This window comes from Paenibacillus sp. JT22N15 (genome assembly GCF_059383755.1).
In genome coordinates this window covers 40342-53417 of sequence record NZ_JBXENV010000019.1, presented here as the reverse complement: position 1 = coordinate 53417, position 13076 = coordinate 40342, and the positions used below count along the sequence as shown (strand labels likewise).

Sequence of the window (13076 nt, the reverse complement as noted above, 5' to 3'; positions counted from 1 at the left end):
CCATCACTTCCCTGCTGTTGTATTTTTGACGAATTGCGAGTCGAATAGTCCGCTCACGTCATCTATGTCACCGACCATATCAAGTCCGCGCAAGAAATTCGCCGTCTGCCCCGCCGTATACTCAAGCGAGGTATATTCATCACGCTTCTCAAAGGCATGGACATTATCCGCTTGAGAGAACAGCTTGATGCCGTCAAATCCCAGCTTGAGATCCTCCGGGGTCGTTTCCGCCTTAGCAGCGAGCAGCTTCAGCACTTCTTCCTGATTGGCTTCATAATACGCAAGCGCATCGAACCAAGCATCCACCACCTTCTGCACTTCAGCGGAACGCTTCTGCACGACCTCTTCACGGAACACAAGCAGATCCGGAATAAGCCCCGGCGTATCTTTAGAAGAGAACAATACCTTCCCCTTGCCCTCCTTCACCGCAATCGTCTGAAACGGTTCCCACAGCACAGAAGCATCTGACTTTCCCGAAATAAAAGCGGGTCCCGCATCATTTACCGTCATATTGACGTAGTTCACATCTTCTTCCTTCATGCCATTTTGCGCCAAGGCAGTCAGCAGCAGCAAATGATCGACAGTTCCAAGCTCCGTCGCAACCGTTTTTCCCTTCAAATCCTGAATCGACTGAATTTCCGGTTTGCTGACAATAGCATCGCCGCCAAAAGAATTGTCATTTACCAGAACCGCTTTAAGCGGAATTCCTTTTGAAAAAGGAGCAAGCGTATCGCTCAGCGTCTGGCTGTTCGCATCGACTCTCCCCGTTGCCAAAGCTTGCAGCGAGTCGCTGTATACCGGGAAAAACTCCAGCTTGACGTTAACGCCATGCTTTTCAAAAAAACCTTTTTCCTCTGCTACATACCACATATACCAGCCCGGCCACGGGCTTAGGGCAATCGTAATCGACTCCCCTCCCCCTCCTTCCTCCGCTTTGCCTTCTGAACTGCTGCAACCCGACACAACAAACACCGACACGACAAGCAACCCTAAGAGCCAAACCTTCCACGACCGTCTCATTGTCCCACCCCTTGTCTTTATAGCTCCAGCCCCTGAATAACGGGAGATTGGGCTAAGCGTAAACAGCTGTCACCGTCCTCTGGCAGCAAAGCTGCCATTTCGAGGGTGAAATATAAAAATGTATAAGTATGTAACTCATACATTTTTACATTTCTAAAAAAACAAAAGCCTAGGAGATTGTGATCTCCCAGGCTTTTATCCTTCCGTGTTATACAGCGGTTGCCGCCATCTCTCAATGGGTGCACGCTCGCCGTACGCCGTCTCTTGGACCAGACTTGATAAGGCGCAAGCACGCTTGCAGCCTTTCAACGGAACCCTAGACAGCTTGTCGTTCCCGATGTGTACAGCCAGCATAGGAACCATATGTTTTTTGTTAGAATACCTTACATTTATCTGTATTATAGTAGGGCATCCAACATTCTGTCAATACTCATGTCATGTTAATTTACGTCGTTTTTATCTAAAATGCTTTGTATTATGCAGCAGCTTTCACCGTAGTATCTTCCGGCACTTCCAACGCACCGTAAGTAGTGAACCATTTTTGCATAGTCTGGAAATCGCTTGTGTAAGTCAGAGTCAGCATAAGCAGAATACGAGCATGAGCTGCATTCAAGTTATCCCCTGCCAAAATCCCATCGCTGCCGCCATAAACATTGCCCGATCCGGTTCTTGTCGTCGTTACGAAAACAACACCCTTCTCAATCGCCTTCGTACGCTCTTCTCTCATTGCAGCGGAAATGCCGCCAGCTCCTGTACCCGCTGTAACAATCCCTTTTGCTCCGCCGTCTACGAAGCCTTTGATCGCCTCGCCGCCAGCTCCTTGATACGAATACGCAATTTCAACCTTCGAGAAGCCGGCCTTCGGCAGCTTGGACAGATCAAACGGCGTTGCCCACTCTGCATCGGTTTTCAGCGCTCTTGTCGGCACACGGTAAATTTGAATAATCGATTCATCAATGTAGCCCAGTGGGCCAAATCCTGGCGACTCAAATGTGTCAAGACGCAGCGCGTTTGTTTTCGTCACTTCACGCACAGCATGAATCTCATCATTCAGCATGAGCACGGTGCCGAATTTCTTCGTCTTGCCGCTCGCCGCCAGCTTGATCGCATTGAACAAGTTCGCCGGAGCATCGCTTCCGATTACTGTCCATGGACGCATAGAGCCTGTAATAACAACCGGCTTCGAGCTGCGAACCGTAAGATCGAGGAAATAACCGATCTCCTCCATCGTATCCGTACCCGTCGTAACGACTACACCGTCGTATTTCTTCAACGCTGCATCTACTGTCATCGATAGGCTTGCCAGATCATCCATCAGATAAGCCGATGAGCCTTTGTTGCCAAATTGTACAGTCTCAACGTCTGCCATCTTATCCAGATTCGGCAGGCTCTTCACCATATCTTTAATTAAAAGCGTACCTGCACGGTACGTTTGAAAGCTTGTCTCATCCGTCGATTGTCCAGCAATCGTGCCGCCTGTACCAATAACCAAAATGTTAGGGAGCTTCGATTTTTGGAAGGAAGCAGGCACCTCAGGGAAAGCAATTGCCTGAATAGCAGCCTCAGCGGCTCCTACGGGAGAAATAAATGTTACGAGTGCGATAATGGCAGAAAGCGAAAAAACAGTCATCCTTTTAATAGACAGCATCATCTTGGTTCCCTCCACTTAACTATAATGTAATCTCTATTGCGTTATATTATCTCACATATTTAAATCAAACAAGTGACTTTATACCTATATGTGTAAGAATAACTAACATAAATTTAATGACGGTGTGAGGTCTTCTGCTAAAACAATCCAACCGCGAGATCGCCTTGTCCCGCTCCTTATATTTCTAAAAAAAACAAAAGCCTGGGAGATTGTGATCTCCCAGGCTTTTATCCTTCCGTGTTACACAGCGGTTGCTGTCATCTCTCAATAGGTGCACGCCCGCCGTACGCCGTCTTTTGGACCAGACTTGATAAGGCGCAAGCATGCTTGCGGCCTGTCAACGGAACCCTGGACAGCTTGTCGTTCCCGATGTGTACAGCCAGCATAGGAACCATATGTTTTTCATCTAAAATGCTTTGTATTATGCAGCAGCTTTCACCGCAGTATCTTCCGGCACTTCCAGCGCACCGTAAGTAGTGAACCATTTTTGCATAGTTGGGAAATCGCTTGTGTAAGTCAGAGTCAGCATAAGCAGAATACGAGCATGAGCAGCATTCAAATTATCCCCTGCCAAAATCCCATCGCTGCCGCCATAAATATTGCCCGATCCGGTTCTTGTCGTCGTTACGAAAACAACACCCTTCTCAATCGCCTTCGTACGTTCTTCCCTCATTGCAGCGGAAATGCCGCCAGCTCCCGTACCCGCTGTAACAATCCCTTTCGCCCCGCCGTCTACGAAGCCTTTGATCGCCTCGCCGCCAGCACCTTGATACGAATAAGCAATTTCAACCTTCGAGAAGCCGGCCTTCGGCAGCTTGGACAGATCAAACGGCGTTGCCCACTCTGCATCGGTTTTCAGCGCTCTTGTCGGCACGCGGTAAATTTGAATAATCGATTCATCAATGTAGCCCAGCGGGCCAAATCCTGGCGACTCGAATGTGTCGAGACGCATTGCATTTGCTTTCGTCACTTCGCGCACAGCATGAATTTCATCATTCAGCATGAGCACGGTGCCGAATTTCTTCGTCTTGCCGCTTGCTGCCAGCTTAATCGCATTGAACAAGTTCGCCGGAGCATCGCTTCCGATCACTGTCCACGGGCGCATAGAGCCCGTAATAACAACCGGCTTCGAGCTGCGAACCGTAAGATCAAGAAAATAACCGATTTCCTCCATCGTATCTGTACCTGTCGTAACGACTACACCGTCGTATTTCTTCAACGCTGCATCCACTGTCATCGACAGGCTTGCCAAGTCGTCCATCAGATAAGCTGATGAGTCTTTGTTGCCAAACTGCACAGTCTCAACGTCTGCCATCTTATCCAGATTCGGCAGGCTCTTCACCATATCTTTAATTAAAAGCGTACCCGCACGGTACGTTTGAAAGCTTGTCTCATCCGTCGATTGTCCAGCAATCGTGCCTCCTGTACCAATAACCAGAATGTTAGGGAGCTTCGATTTCTGGAAGGAAGCAGGCACCTCAGGGAAAGCAATTGCCTGGATAGCAGCCTCAGCGGCCCCTACGGGAGAAATAAATGTTACGAGTGCGATAATGGCAGAAAGCGAAAAAATAGTCATCCTTCTAATAGATAGCATCATATCGAATCCCTCCAGTTAACAATAATGCAGTCATTATTGTATTATATTATATCATATGTATATATTTAACAAGAGATTTTATAAGGGTAACTGGCATTCATTTTATGATAATGTGATAGGTTCTATTGAAGCAGTCTGCGCATGTGCAAGCATTGACAAAATAATTTTAGTGCTATACAGTACTAGTATGAAAACAAAACAATCCAACCGCGAGATTGCCTTGCACACGGCCCAACAGTTATTTTTGAGCAAAGGTTATTTGGTTACGAGCATGGATGACATCGTTGCTGCCAGCAAAGTGTCCAAAACGAACATCTATTATTATTTTAAAAGCAAAGAAGAGCTGCTGTCCGCCATTATTGAACGGATGATCAGCCAATATGAAAACTTATTCCAGCACATTGGCAGGCAGACTGACATCCCTGTACTTACGCGTCTGGATAAATTAGTCCAGCTATTGACCGAGCAGGATGTACGCTGCCTTGGCGGCTGCCCATTTCTGACCCTCTATACGCAGGCACCGCTGGAGAATGGCCCTTTCCGCGAGCAGTTCCGCCGTTTTTTCCAAAGCCAGCTTTCCTTTATCGAGCAATTGCTGTATGAGGGGATAGCGCTTAAGGAGCTCAAGTCCGACTTACCAGTCGAACCAACCGCCGCGCTCATGCTGTCTACGATTGAAGGAGCTTTATTTTTGCAGCATGCCAGCCAGAATCCAAATACCGTTCAACATGCGTTTCATGCTTTAGCAGCCTTGCTAAAGTAATTTTTTTGAACATTTTAGTACTAAATAGTACTATTTCTTGAGAGGATGATTCCCTCTTAACTAATAAAATGATTGATACAGAAGGAGCAAGCACATGGCACATTTATTTGTTACGGGCGGTACAGGATTTATTGGACAACGATTGATACAGGCACTTGCACAAACCAAGCAGCACGTGACCGTTTTAGTTCGTTCTTTAAACAAGTATGAGCAGCTTTTGGACAAGCTGGACCTTCAGCAGCATAACGAGTACATCAAACCGGTATGCGGTGATTTGACGCAGCCTTTATTAGGTTTGAATGAAGAGGATTTGGCACGAGTGAAAACAGCAGAAGTCATTATTCATGCGGGAGGCCCTATGGATATCAGACTGAGCGACGAGCAGGCAAAACAAGTGTTTTTACAAGCCTCGCAGCATATGGCTGATATAGCCTCACTTATTCATGCGGAGACGACGCTGCGCCATTTTATCCATTTGGTCGGCTTTAAAAGCCCCTTTCGCAATGAGGATCTATCGCAAAAAGAGCAGGCTATTGCGTCTCTCAACCATGAGCCGCCTTACGAACAAGCCAAGTTCCTTGCAGACCTGCACATGCGGGAGCAAAGTACAAAGCAAGGCTATCCCCTGTCCGTCGTTCACCCCGGCGTCGTCATTGGCGATTCCGCAACAGGAGAGACGGAGCAGCTCGGCGGTCTAGGTCTGTTAGTTGATGCTGCACGCCGAAAGTTGATGGCGCTTGTGCCGGGAGGCGAGAAATATTGGCTGCCCCTGTTCCATCTCGATCACGCCGCAGCCTTTATCGCCGCACTTGCCCAAGAAGAGCAGCCCATCAGCCAAACGTTTTATTTGCTGCAAGCAAAGGAAGACAACCCTAATATGAGGCAGCTTATTACAACGATGGCAGAGGAGCTTCGCGTAGCAAAACCCATTGGTTCTCTGCCTCTTAGCTTCTTATCCAAGGTGCTTGGAAGCCCGCTGGGCAGCAAGCTAGGCATTCCCCAAGAATCGCTGAGCTTTGTCGTAGACGATTCTTATTCGCTCGATTCAGCCCGACATATCCAACAAAAATATGCGCTGGACTACAGGGTAACGCCGTCCGCTCTGCGCCATACGATCACTGACCTCGATTTTCGCCTCTCGCATTCAGTGACGGCACATAAAGGCTACAAGCAGAGCAAGTTAGGCAATATGACTGCACTGCACAATAACAATAACAGCGGAAATCCTATTATTTTCATACCTGGCACCTTTAGCGGAGCGGATTGCCTGATTCCTCTGGCTAATCATTTTCAGAATGCCAACGTATGGCTCCCTGACCTCCCCGGGTTGGGCAGAAGCCCTTATCACCACAACTCCCATGTAATTGACGGCCACGTGGAGAGTTTTATAGAATCCATCGAAGCAATGGATACTCCCGTTACCTTAATCGGGCATTCTTACGGAGCGCTCCTCGCTGCCAAAGTCATGGAGCGCCTGCCGGAGCGAATTCAAGCGCTCGGACTGCTGCAGCCCGTTTTTCATCCGGCACCGTCCATGTATAAACAGCGCTGGCTTACAGAAATGGCGCTCTCACGCATGAGTGAGGCTGCGCTGGTGAAGTCGCTGATCAAGCAAAGCTGCTTCGAATCAGAGGCACAAATTCCAGCTGAATATATCCGTTATGTGCAGGAGGAGCTGCGCTCACCGCGGGTAAGAAAAACACTTGCCGAGCTATTGCGCGAACTGACACGCCCGCAAAGCTTTCAGCTATCGCCGGAGCAGTGGGATGAGAAGAAGGTGCATATTTTATGGGGAGAGAAGGAGCGGAATTATGAACTGCCTGATCGTTACCGCCATTTGAAGCTGAGCAGCCTTCCTTATGGGCATCATTTTCCGATTTCTCATCCAGAGCAAACTGCCCAGCTGCTGTTGCAATAGCTCCTGCATTAGGCAGGCCTACGTCTATAAATAAATTGAATAACCAACTCTGCAATTAGAAGGTTCAAGACAATAGATCCATAGACGCCGATCGTGTAGCTGGTGACGTAATCCAAGCCAAACCCTTGCTGCGATACAAATGTAAGGCTATGAATGAACATGTTTGTAAAGCAAAAAACATAGCTTCTTACCATCCATTTGCGATGCTTGACCACCTGCTTCTTTCTAATTTGAACAATTGCCGCAATTGTCATCGCTGTCCATGCCATATTGATTATATTGAAGGGAATGCTATTGATTTTCCCGCCTGTCGTATAAGGGGCCATATAGCCTGAGCTAAGGACGACAACAAGAACGGCAATCAAATACACATAGCCATTGACACGGTGAAGCTTTCTAAAGCGGGCTAATACTTTTCCTGAAAAATTGACTGCCCCGGATACCATCGCAAGGCTTGCGAACACAATATGCACATACATGACAATCAGCCAGGCGGCCGCATTGGTCGGGCGTTTCGTTTTATGCTCCAAGAAGGCGGTCGCCTGTGGGTCATAGAAGAAATTTTGATAAACGACGTAACCGATGTAAATCACTGCTGCGGCAACCATTAAGGAATATAAGGACCTGCTTGATAGAGACTTCATAAGCTATTTCTCCTCCTCTTAAAAACCGAACCGTTCGGTATTTTTATTGTAGCTCATTCGCTTCTTTGTTTCATCTGCAAAATGTTACAATACTTAGACAACCATGAAACGAGAGCTGTAACTATAGAGAGGAGATTGACCGCCCATGCGTAAAGGAGAAAAAACACGCCGTCATATTATTATAAAATCGGCGGAGCTTTTTAATCAAAAGGGAATTACGGGATCGTCGATCCAGGATATTATTGAGGCAACTGGCGTAACGAAAGGCGGTATCTATCGGAGCTTTAGCAGCAAGGATGAAATTGCTCTTGAAGCTTTTGCCTATGCGGGAGAAGTGCTGCAAGAGCATTTCGAGAAGGCCGTGGGAAGTGCAGAAACAGCACTCGGCAAAATCATGGCGCTTTGCCATATTTACAGTGATACAGTCAACAATACTCCAATAAAGGGCGGCTGCCCGTTTATTATTAGTGCAGTCGAAAGCGATCACGCTTTTCCTGCTCTTCGCGGACATACGATTGCCGCTTTTGAAGGCTCGCTTGCCATGTTACAGGAGATTTTGAAGCTAGGCATAGCCAGAGGCGAATTTCGGGCGGATTGCGATTTAGAATCAACCGCCTCCTTTATCTTCTCCTCCCTTGAAGGAGGCATTATGGTCAGCCGGCTCACACAGGATAATAAATATGTGAATTATTCTATAGATAATATAGAAACATTTTTAAAGGCCACAATCGCCGTTTCTTAATTGAAAAATAGATTTGCCAGCGGTCGCCATACTAAGGTGATGAACAGTCCGGTTAAAATTTCCCTGCTATATTTCCGATATAAAGGAAAATAGATTTTTTCAGGAAGGACTACTGCTTCATGACAACACGTACGAAAGTGAACCCGCTGTTTGTCTCTGCCTTGTTTATTTTAGGGCCTATTCTGGTGATTGCTTGTTTTGCTTGGTCTTTGTCTACGGGGCCCATGGGGTTTACACTTAATGACTTTAAACAAGTTATTCTTGTAAAATATTGGGAGGCCGATGCGTACGTGGTATTGACGACATTGCGGCTCCCTAATACCATAGCCATTGCATTAGCAGGAGCAGCACTGGCCTGTTCCGCAGCTATGCTTCAAGGGCTGACACGCAATCGTCTGGCTGCACCCACAACTTTTGGACTGACAGAAATGGCAAGCCTCTCCTTACTCGTTACTTGGTCTAGCATAACTAGTATGCAAAATTCAATTAGCGTTTCTACTCTTACAGTAGCAACCACTATGGTAGGTTGTATACTAGGCTACATCCTTCTATACGCCGTTGTTCGTTTACTAAAAATTTCTACGTCCTCCATCCAGCTTATTTTTGCTGGCGCCTTCATTGGAACAGCCGCTCACTTTATCTTGGCGCTGCTTTATATGCTTAACCGATTTAGCGAGGAAGCCACTATCTCTTCCATTCGGGGGCATGGCATTTTCAAAGGAGAGTCATATACTCTGGCTTTTGTAATTATTGCTGCCCTAATTGCCGCCACCTTGATGTCCAGCCTTATTTCCAAACACTATAATAATGAGAGAAGCGCTGGAGTTATTGTTCACATCCTGTCCACTGTAATCATTACCATTATGACTGGCATTGCCGTATGGTTTGTTGGTCCCGTAGCATGTGTAGGATTTGCATCATCAGTCTTACTAAGTAAATGGTGTGGAAATAATTACAGCATTATTATTCCAGGCTCAGCTATAATCGGAGCCATTATCTTATTACTTGCAAATATATTCAGCAAATCTCTCTCCCCCATTTTCGAAATGCCGCTTGCCCAATTCACCAACGTGTTTGCCATTCCCTTATTTATTGTTATGCTATGGAGTTATTATCGCAAAAAGAAAGCCTTACTCTTCTAAAGGCTCCTGCCTAGAGTAAGACTTTCATTTTTCTCTTGTTATCTGCTTTGAAGCGGGGCATTAAACCGTCAAATACTTTTTGATTACGTCGTCGCTCAACTGCGCGAGTGTTCCTTCCCATGCGATAGCGCCCTTTTCTAATATATAAAAATAATCGCCCACGCTTTTTACAAAGTCGAGGCTTTGTTCAACGAGCAAAATCGCCGTCTGGCCATCCGCCTTAATGGAACGAATGACCTCGCGGATATCATCCACGATGGAGGGCTGAATCCCCTCGCAAGGCTCATCGAGCAGCAGCAGCGAAGGCTGCGAAGCGAGCGCTCTGGCGAAAGCGAGCTGCTGCTGCTGCCCGCCGCTGAGATCACCGCCGCGCCGCGCATACATTTCCGGCAGCACCGGGAATTTCGCAATGGCATCAGGCGGGATCATATTCGCCTGCCCGCGCCCGCGCCTCTCCCGCGGCGCAGCCTCCAAGCCGATAAGAATATTTTCGTATACGGTGAGCTGTCCGAAAATCTCTCTGCCCTGCGGCACATATCCCATGCCGCTCTTCGCCCTTCTGCCCGGTGCGCGCTTCGTCAGATCTACGCCGTTGTAAGCTACTGTTCCATGGCGTGCTTTCAGCAGCCCCATAATGCTTTTCATTAACGTCGTTTTGCCGACGCCGTTACGCCCGAGCAGGCACACAACCTCGCCTGCCTCCACCTTTAACGATACATCGCGCAAAATAATGCTTTCTCCATAACCCGCTTCAAGCTGTTGAACGGCTAACATCCGCATCCCGCCTTTTTCCCAAGTACACCTCCGCTACCCGGTCATCCCGCTGCACATCCTCCATCGTGCCTTCCTTGAGCAGCTTGCCCTCGTGCATAACGGTCACCTTGCTTGCAAAGCTGCGCACAAATTCCATATCATGCTCAACGACAACGATGGAGCGTTCACGCGCAATTTCCTGAAGCAGCTCCCCCGTCTTATCCGTCTCCTTATCGGTCATGCCGGCAACCGGCTCGTCGAGCAGCAAAATATTCGGCTCCTGCAGCAGCATCATGCCGATCTCCAGCCACTGCTTCTCGCCATGCGACAGCCCGCCAGCACGGCTATCTTCTTGATCTGCCAGCCCGATCATCTCCAGCTGCCGCTTCATCCGTTTCTGTTCTCCAGCCTGAAGCCTTGCAAACAGAGTAGCGAACACCCCGCGCCGCTGGCGCAGCGCGATCTCCAGATTTTCCAGCACCGTCATGGAGGGGAAAATAGATGGGGCCTGAAACTTGCGGCCGATGCCCAGCTCCGCAATTTGATGCTCTTTTTTTCGCGTAATGTCGATATCGCCATTGAATGTGACCTGCCCCTTTGATGGCCGCACCTTGCCGCAGATCACATCGAGCATCGTCGTTTTGCCCGCGCCGTTCGGACCGATCAGGAAGCGCAGCTCTCCTTTTGCCAAGGTGAGACTCATGCCCTGGATGGCTTTAAAACCGTCAAACTCTACCGTCACATCATTACACTGCAGGATACTCAATGGTTGGCTCATTTTTCGTCACCCTCCGCTTTTTGCCGAGCTTGATTTTGCCAAGCAGTCCCGTTAAGCCATTAGGCAGGAATACAACTACGATGACAAACATCGCACCGAGAAAATAGGTCCAGCCTTCGGGGTAAGAGGTGCTGAATTCGCTTTTTGCCCAATTGAGCAATACAGCGCCCAGCGCCGCCCCAATTAAAGTGCCGCGCCCGCCAATGGCCACCCACAGCACCATTTCAATGGAGGGCACGATGCCCATCATGGAAGGCGAAATAATGCCAACATGGAGCACAAACAGCATACCCGCGATACCCGCAAATGCGGCAGATAAAGTGAAAATAGCCATTTGGTACATCGCAGGATTATAACCGATGAAGCGCACGCGGTTTTCCCCGTCGCGAATGGCGCGAAGCACCTTGCCGAAGCGGCTGCCGACAACGTAGCGGCAAGCTACAAAAACAGCAATCAGCACCAGCACCGTAACAAAATATAAAATCCGCTTCGTATCAGGGGAGGCGAGCGAAGCGCCCAATATTTTTCCAAACCCCGTCACGCCATTCGTCCCGCCCGTAAAAGCCTGCTGCCCGACGAGCAGCGTCGTCGTAATAATAACCAACGCCTGCGTCAAAATCGTGAAATAAACGCCACGAATTCGATTGCGGAAGGTGAAAAAGCCGAGAAATAGCGCCAGGAGCGCGGGCATTATTATGCCCATCGCTACCGCAAAGCCAAAGCTGCTGAACGGCTGCCAGAACAGTGGCAGCTCCTTAAGCCCGCTCCAGCCCATGAAATCCGGCAGCTTCCCGCCGCTCGCCTCCAGCTTCAAGTACATCGCCATCGCATACGCGCCAATTCCAAAAAAGATGCCATGGCCGAGGCTGAGAATGCCTGTATAGCCCCAAATCAAGTCCAGTCCTAGCGCCACAATAGCAAAAGCAAGAAATTTTGCGAGCAGATTGAGGCGGAAATCACTTAAAAACATCGGCGCCGAGAACAACGCCGCGGCCGCAGCCGCATAACCTGCCAAAATCCACAATCGCTGGGGTGATAACCTTCGCTGTTCCATTTTCACCCGTCACCCCTTTCCCTATTAATCAAGCGAGCGTGTACGCATTGCCACAAATCCGGAAGGACGCCATTGCAGGAACGCCACTATGCATAGGAACACCAGCACCTTGCCGAGCGAAGCATTCGTCCAATATTCAAACATTGTATTAAATACGCCGATCCCGAGTGCGCCAAGCACCGTACCAACCAGCTTGCCGACACCGCCAAGCACGACGACCATGAACGCATCAACAATATAATAGGTGCCCAGAGAAGGGCCGATTGGCCCCATCAGCGTTAAGGCACAGCCCGCAATTCCTGCGATACCTGAGCCAATCGCGAAGGTCATTGCATCTACGCGGCGGGTCGATACGCCAAGGCACGCCGCCATATCGCGATTTTGCATAACGGCACGCATGCGTCGCCCTTCAAGGCTGCGGTAAATATAGAAGTACATGGCGATCAGACAGGCCGCGACCAAGCCGACAATGAACAGCCTTTTGTAAGGAAGCACGACATCGTTCAATATGCGCATGCCGCCATTCAGCCATGAAGGGCTGGTCACCGCCACATTGGGAGCGCCAAATATGGACCGTGCTAGCTGCTGAAGTACAAGGCCTACGCCCCAGGTTGCCAGCAAGCTGTCAAGCGGCCTGCCATACAGATGGCGAATCAGGCTGACTTCCAGCAAAAGGCCAAACAAGAATGCAATCAGGAAGCTCGCCGGAATTGATAAAACAAAATACCAGTTGAACCAGGAGCCCGGCATATAGGCGTGAAACAGATTTTGCGTCAAATAGGTGGAATAAGCGCCAATCATAATCAGCTCGCCGTGGGCCATATTAATGACCTTCATTAAGCCGAACGTAATGGCCAGCCCCAGTGCGATCAGCAGCAAAATCGAGCTTACACTAATGCCATTGAACAGCTGCAAAATAAATACGTCCATTCCGCTCTTCACCTCCTGCGATGGCTTGCGCCATCGCCATTATCCCGCTGCTGTTATAGGCATTTCAAGCCCAAGGGGCGTTCC

At 48.8% G+C, this 13076-nt stretch carries 12 protein-coding genes and 2 riboswitches; of the genes, 4 read left to right on the top strand and 8 right to left on the bottom strand.

Annotation, left to right across the window (positions count from 1 at the left end):
* Positions 1-3: 3 nt before the first annotated feature.
* The 3 genes from AC50X8_RS28620 to AC50X8_RS28610 form a co-directional block, all read right to left on the bottom strand.
* The gene (locus AC50X8_RS28620; RefSeq protein WP_494882945.1) at positions 4-1020 is read right to left on the bottom strand and encodes an ABC transporter substrate-binding protein; all 1017 of its coding nucleotides are present in this window, start codon (positions 1018-1020) and stop codon (positions 4-6) included.
* 182 nt (positions 1021-1202) lie between these two features.
* Positions 1203-1351, bottom strand: a riboswitch (guanidine-I (ykkC/yxkD leader).
* Positions 1352-1495: 144 nt separating this feature from the next.
* A complete protein-coding gene (locus AC50X8_RS28615) occupies positions 1496-2671 on the bottom strand; it encodes an asparaginase (RefSeq protein ID WP_494882943.1) in 1176 nt (391 codons plus the stop codon).
* Positions 2672-2885: 214 nt separating this feature from the next.
* Positions 2886-3034, bottom strand: a riboswitch (guanidine-I (ykkC/yxkD leader).
* Positions 3035-3092: 58 nt separating this feature from the next.
* On the bottom strand, positions 3093-4268 hold the full coding sequence (locus tag AC50X8_RS28610) for an asparaginase (protein ID WP_494882941.1): 1176 nt from the start codon (positions 4266-4268) through the stop codon (positions 3093-3095).
* Positions 4269-4455: 187 nt separating this feature from the next.
* On the opposite strand from AC50X8_RS28610, the gene AC50X8_RS28605 reads away from it, so the two are divergent.
* A complete protein-coding gene (locus tag AC50X8_RS28605; protein WP_494882939.1) occupies positions 4456-5031 on the top strand; it encodes a TetR/AcrR family transcriptional regulator in 576 nt (191 codons plus the stop codon).
* 94 nt (positions 5032-5125) lie between these two features.
* Positions 5126-6949, top strand: coding sequence for an alpha/beta fold hydrolase (locus AC50X8_RS28600; RefSeq protein ID WP_494882937.1), 1824 nt, complete (start codon positions 5126-5128; stop codon positions 6947-6949).
* A gap of 8 nt (positions 6950-6957) precedes the next feature.
* Here the strand turns inward: AC50X8_RS28600 and AC50X8_RS28595 are convergent, their stop codons facing one another.
* The gene (locus tag AC50X8_RS28595; protein WP_056034867.1) at positions 6958-7593 is read right to left on the bottom strand and encodes a DUF2306 domain-containing protein; all 636 of its coding nucleotides are present in this window, start codon (positions 7591-7593) and stop codon (positions 6958-6960) included.
* 145 nt (positions 7594-7738) lie between these two features.
* On the opposite strand from AC50X8_RS28595, the gene AC50X8_RS28590 reads away from it, so the two are divergent.
* On the top strand, positions 7739-8335 hold the full coding sequence (locus AC50X8_RS28590) for a TetR/AcrR family transcriptional regulator (RefSeq protein ID WP_056034870.1): 597 nt from the start codon (positions 7739-7741) through the stop codon (positions 8333-8335).
* A 119-nt stretch (positions 8336-8454) separates the two neighbouring features.
* Positions 8455-9477 carry an iron chelate uptake ABC transporter family permease subunit gene (locus AC50X8_RS28585; RefSeq protein WP_494882935.1) on the top strand — a complete coding sequence of 341 codons (1023 nt, stop codon included), beginning with the start codon at positions 8455-8457 and terminating at the stop codon, positions 9475-9477.
* A 60-nt stretch (positions 9478-9537) separates the two neighbouring features.
* Here the strand turns inward: AC50X8_RS28585 and urtE are convergent, their stop codons facing one another.
* Genes urtE through urtB form a run of 4 tightly spaced genes read right to left on the bottom strand, consistent with a single transcriptional unit; the run spans position 9538 to position 12992 of the window.
* Positions 9538-10251, bottom strand: coding sequence for an urea ABC transporter ATP-binding subunit UrtE (gene urtE / locus AC50X8_RS28580; protein WP_494882933.1), 714 nt, complete (start codon positions 10249-10251; stop codon positions 9538-9540).
* On the bottom strand, positions 10229-11008 hold the full coding sequence (gene urtD / locus AC50X8_RS28575; protein WP_494882931.1) for an urea ABC transporter ATP-binding protein UrtD: 780 nt from the start codon (positions 11006-11008) through the stop codon (positions 10229-10231). The genes urtE and urtD overlap by 23 nt, the downstream gene beginning before the upstream one ends.
* Positions 10977-12062 (bottom strand): urea ABC transporter permease subunit UrtC, encoded by a 1086-nt coding sequence (urtC, locus tag AC50X8_RS28570; RefSeq protein WP_056034881.1) that lies wholly within the window; start codon positions 12060-12062, stop codon positions 10977-10979. The genes urtD and urtC overlap by 32 nt, the downstream gene beginning before the upstream one ends.
* A gap of 24 nt (positions 12063-12086) precedes the next feature.
* Positions 12087-12992 carry an urea ABC transporter permease subunit UrtB gene (urtB, locus tag AC50X8_RS28565; protein ID WP_056034884.1) on the bottom strand — a complete coding sequence of 302 codons (906 nt, stop codon included), beginning with the start codon at positions 12990-12992 and terminating at the stop codon, positions 12087-12089.
* Positions 12993-13076: the final 84 nt, after the last annotated feature.

Bases quoted from the DNA above. Each gene is read 5' to 3' on its own strand.
- urtD (WP_494882931.1), bottom strand. From the start codon at position 11,008: ATGAGCCAACCATTGAGTATCCTGCAGTGTAATGATGTGACGGTAGAG.
- AC50X8_RS28615 (WP_494882943.1), bottom strand. From the start codon at position 2,671: ATGATGCTGTCTATTAAAAGGATGACTGTTTTTTCGCTTTCTGCCATT.
- AC50X8_RS28620 (WP_494882945.1), bottom strand. From the start codon at position 1,020: ATGAGACGGTCGTGGAAGGTTTGGCTCTTAGGGTTGCTTGTCGTGTCG.
- urtC (WP_056034881.1), bottom strand. From the start codon at position 12,062: ATGGAACAGCGAAGGTTATCACCCCAGCGATTGTGGATTTTGGCAGGT.
- AC50X8_RS28595 (WP_056034867.1), bottom strand. From the start codon at position 7,593: ATGAAGTCTCTATCAAGCAGGTCCTTATATTCCTTAATGGTTGCCGCA.
- AC50X8_RS28585 (WP_494882935.1), top strand. From the start codon at position 8,455: ATGACAACACGTACGAAAGTGAACCCGCTGTTTGTCTCTGCCTTGTTT.
- AC50X8_RS28605 (WP_494882939.1), top strand. From the start codon at position 4,456: ATGAAAACAAAACAATCCAACCGCGAGATTGCCTTGCACACGGCCCAA.
- urtB (WP_056034884.1), bottom strand. From the start codon at position 12,992: ATGGACGTATTTATTTTGCAGCTGTTCAATGGCATTAGTGTAAGCTCG.
- AC50X8_RS28600 (WP_494882937.1), top strand. From the start codon at position 5,126: ATGGCACATTTATTTGTTACGGGCGGTACAGGATTTATTGGACAACGA.
- AC50X8_RS28610 (WP_494882941.1), bottom strand. From the start codon at position 4,268: ATGATGCTATCTATTAGAAGGATGACTATTTTTTCGCTTTCTGCCATT.
- AC50X8_RS28590 (WP_056034870.1), top strand. From the start codon at position 7,739: ATGCGTAAAGGAGAAAAAACACGCCGTCATATTATTATAAAATCGGCG.
- urtE (WP_494882933.1), bottom strand. From the start codon at position 10,251: ATGTTAGCCGTTCAACAGCTTGAAGCGGGTTATGGAGAAAGCATTATT.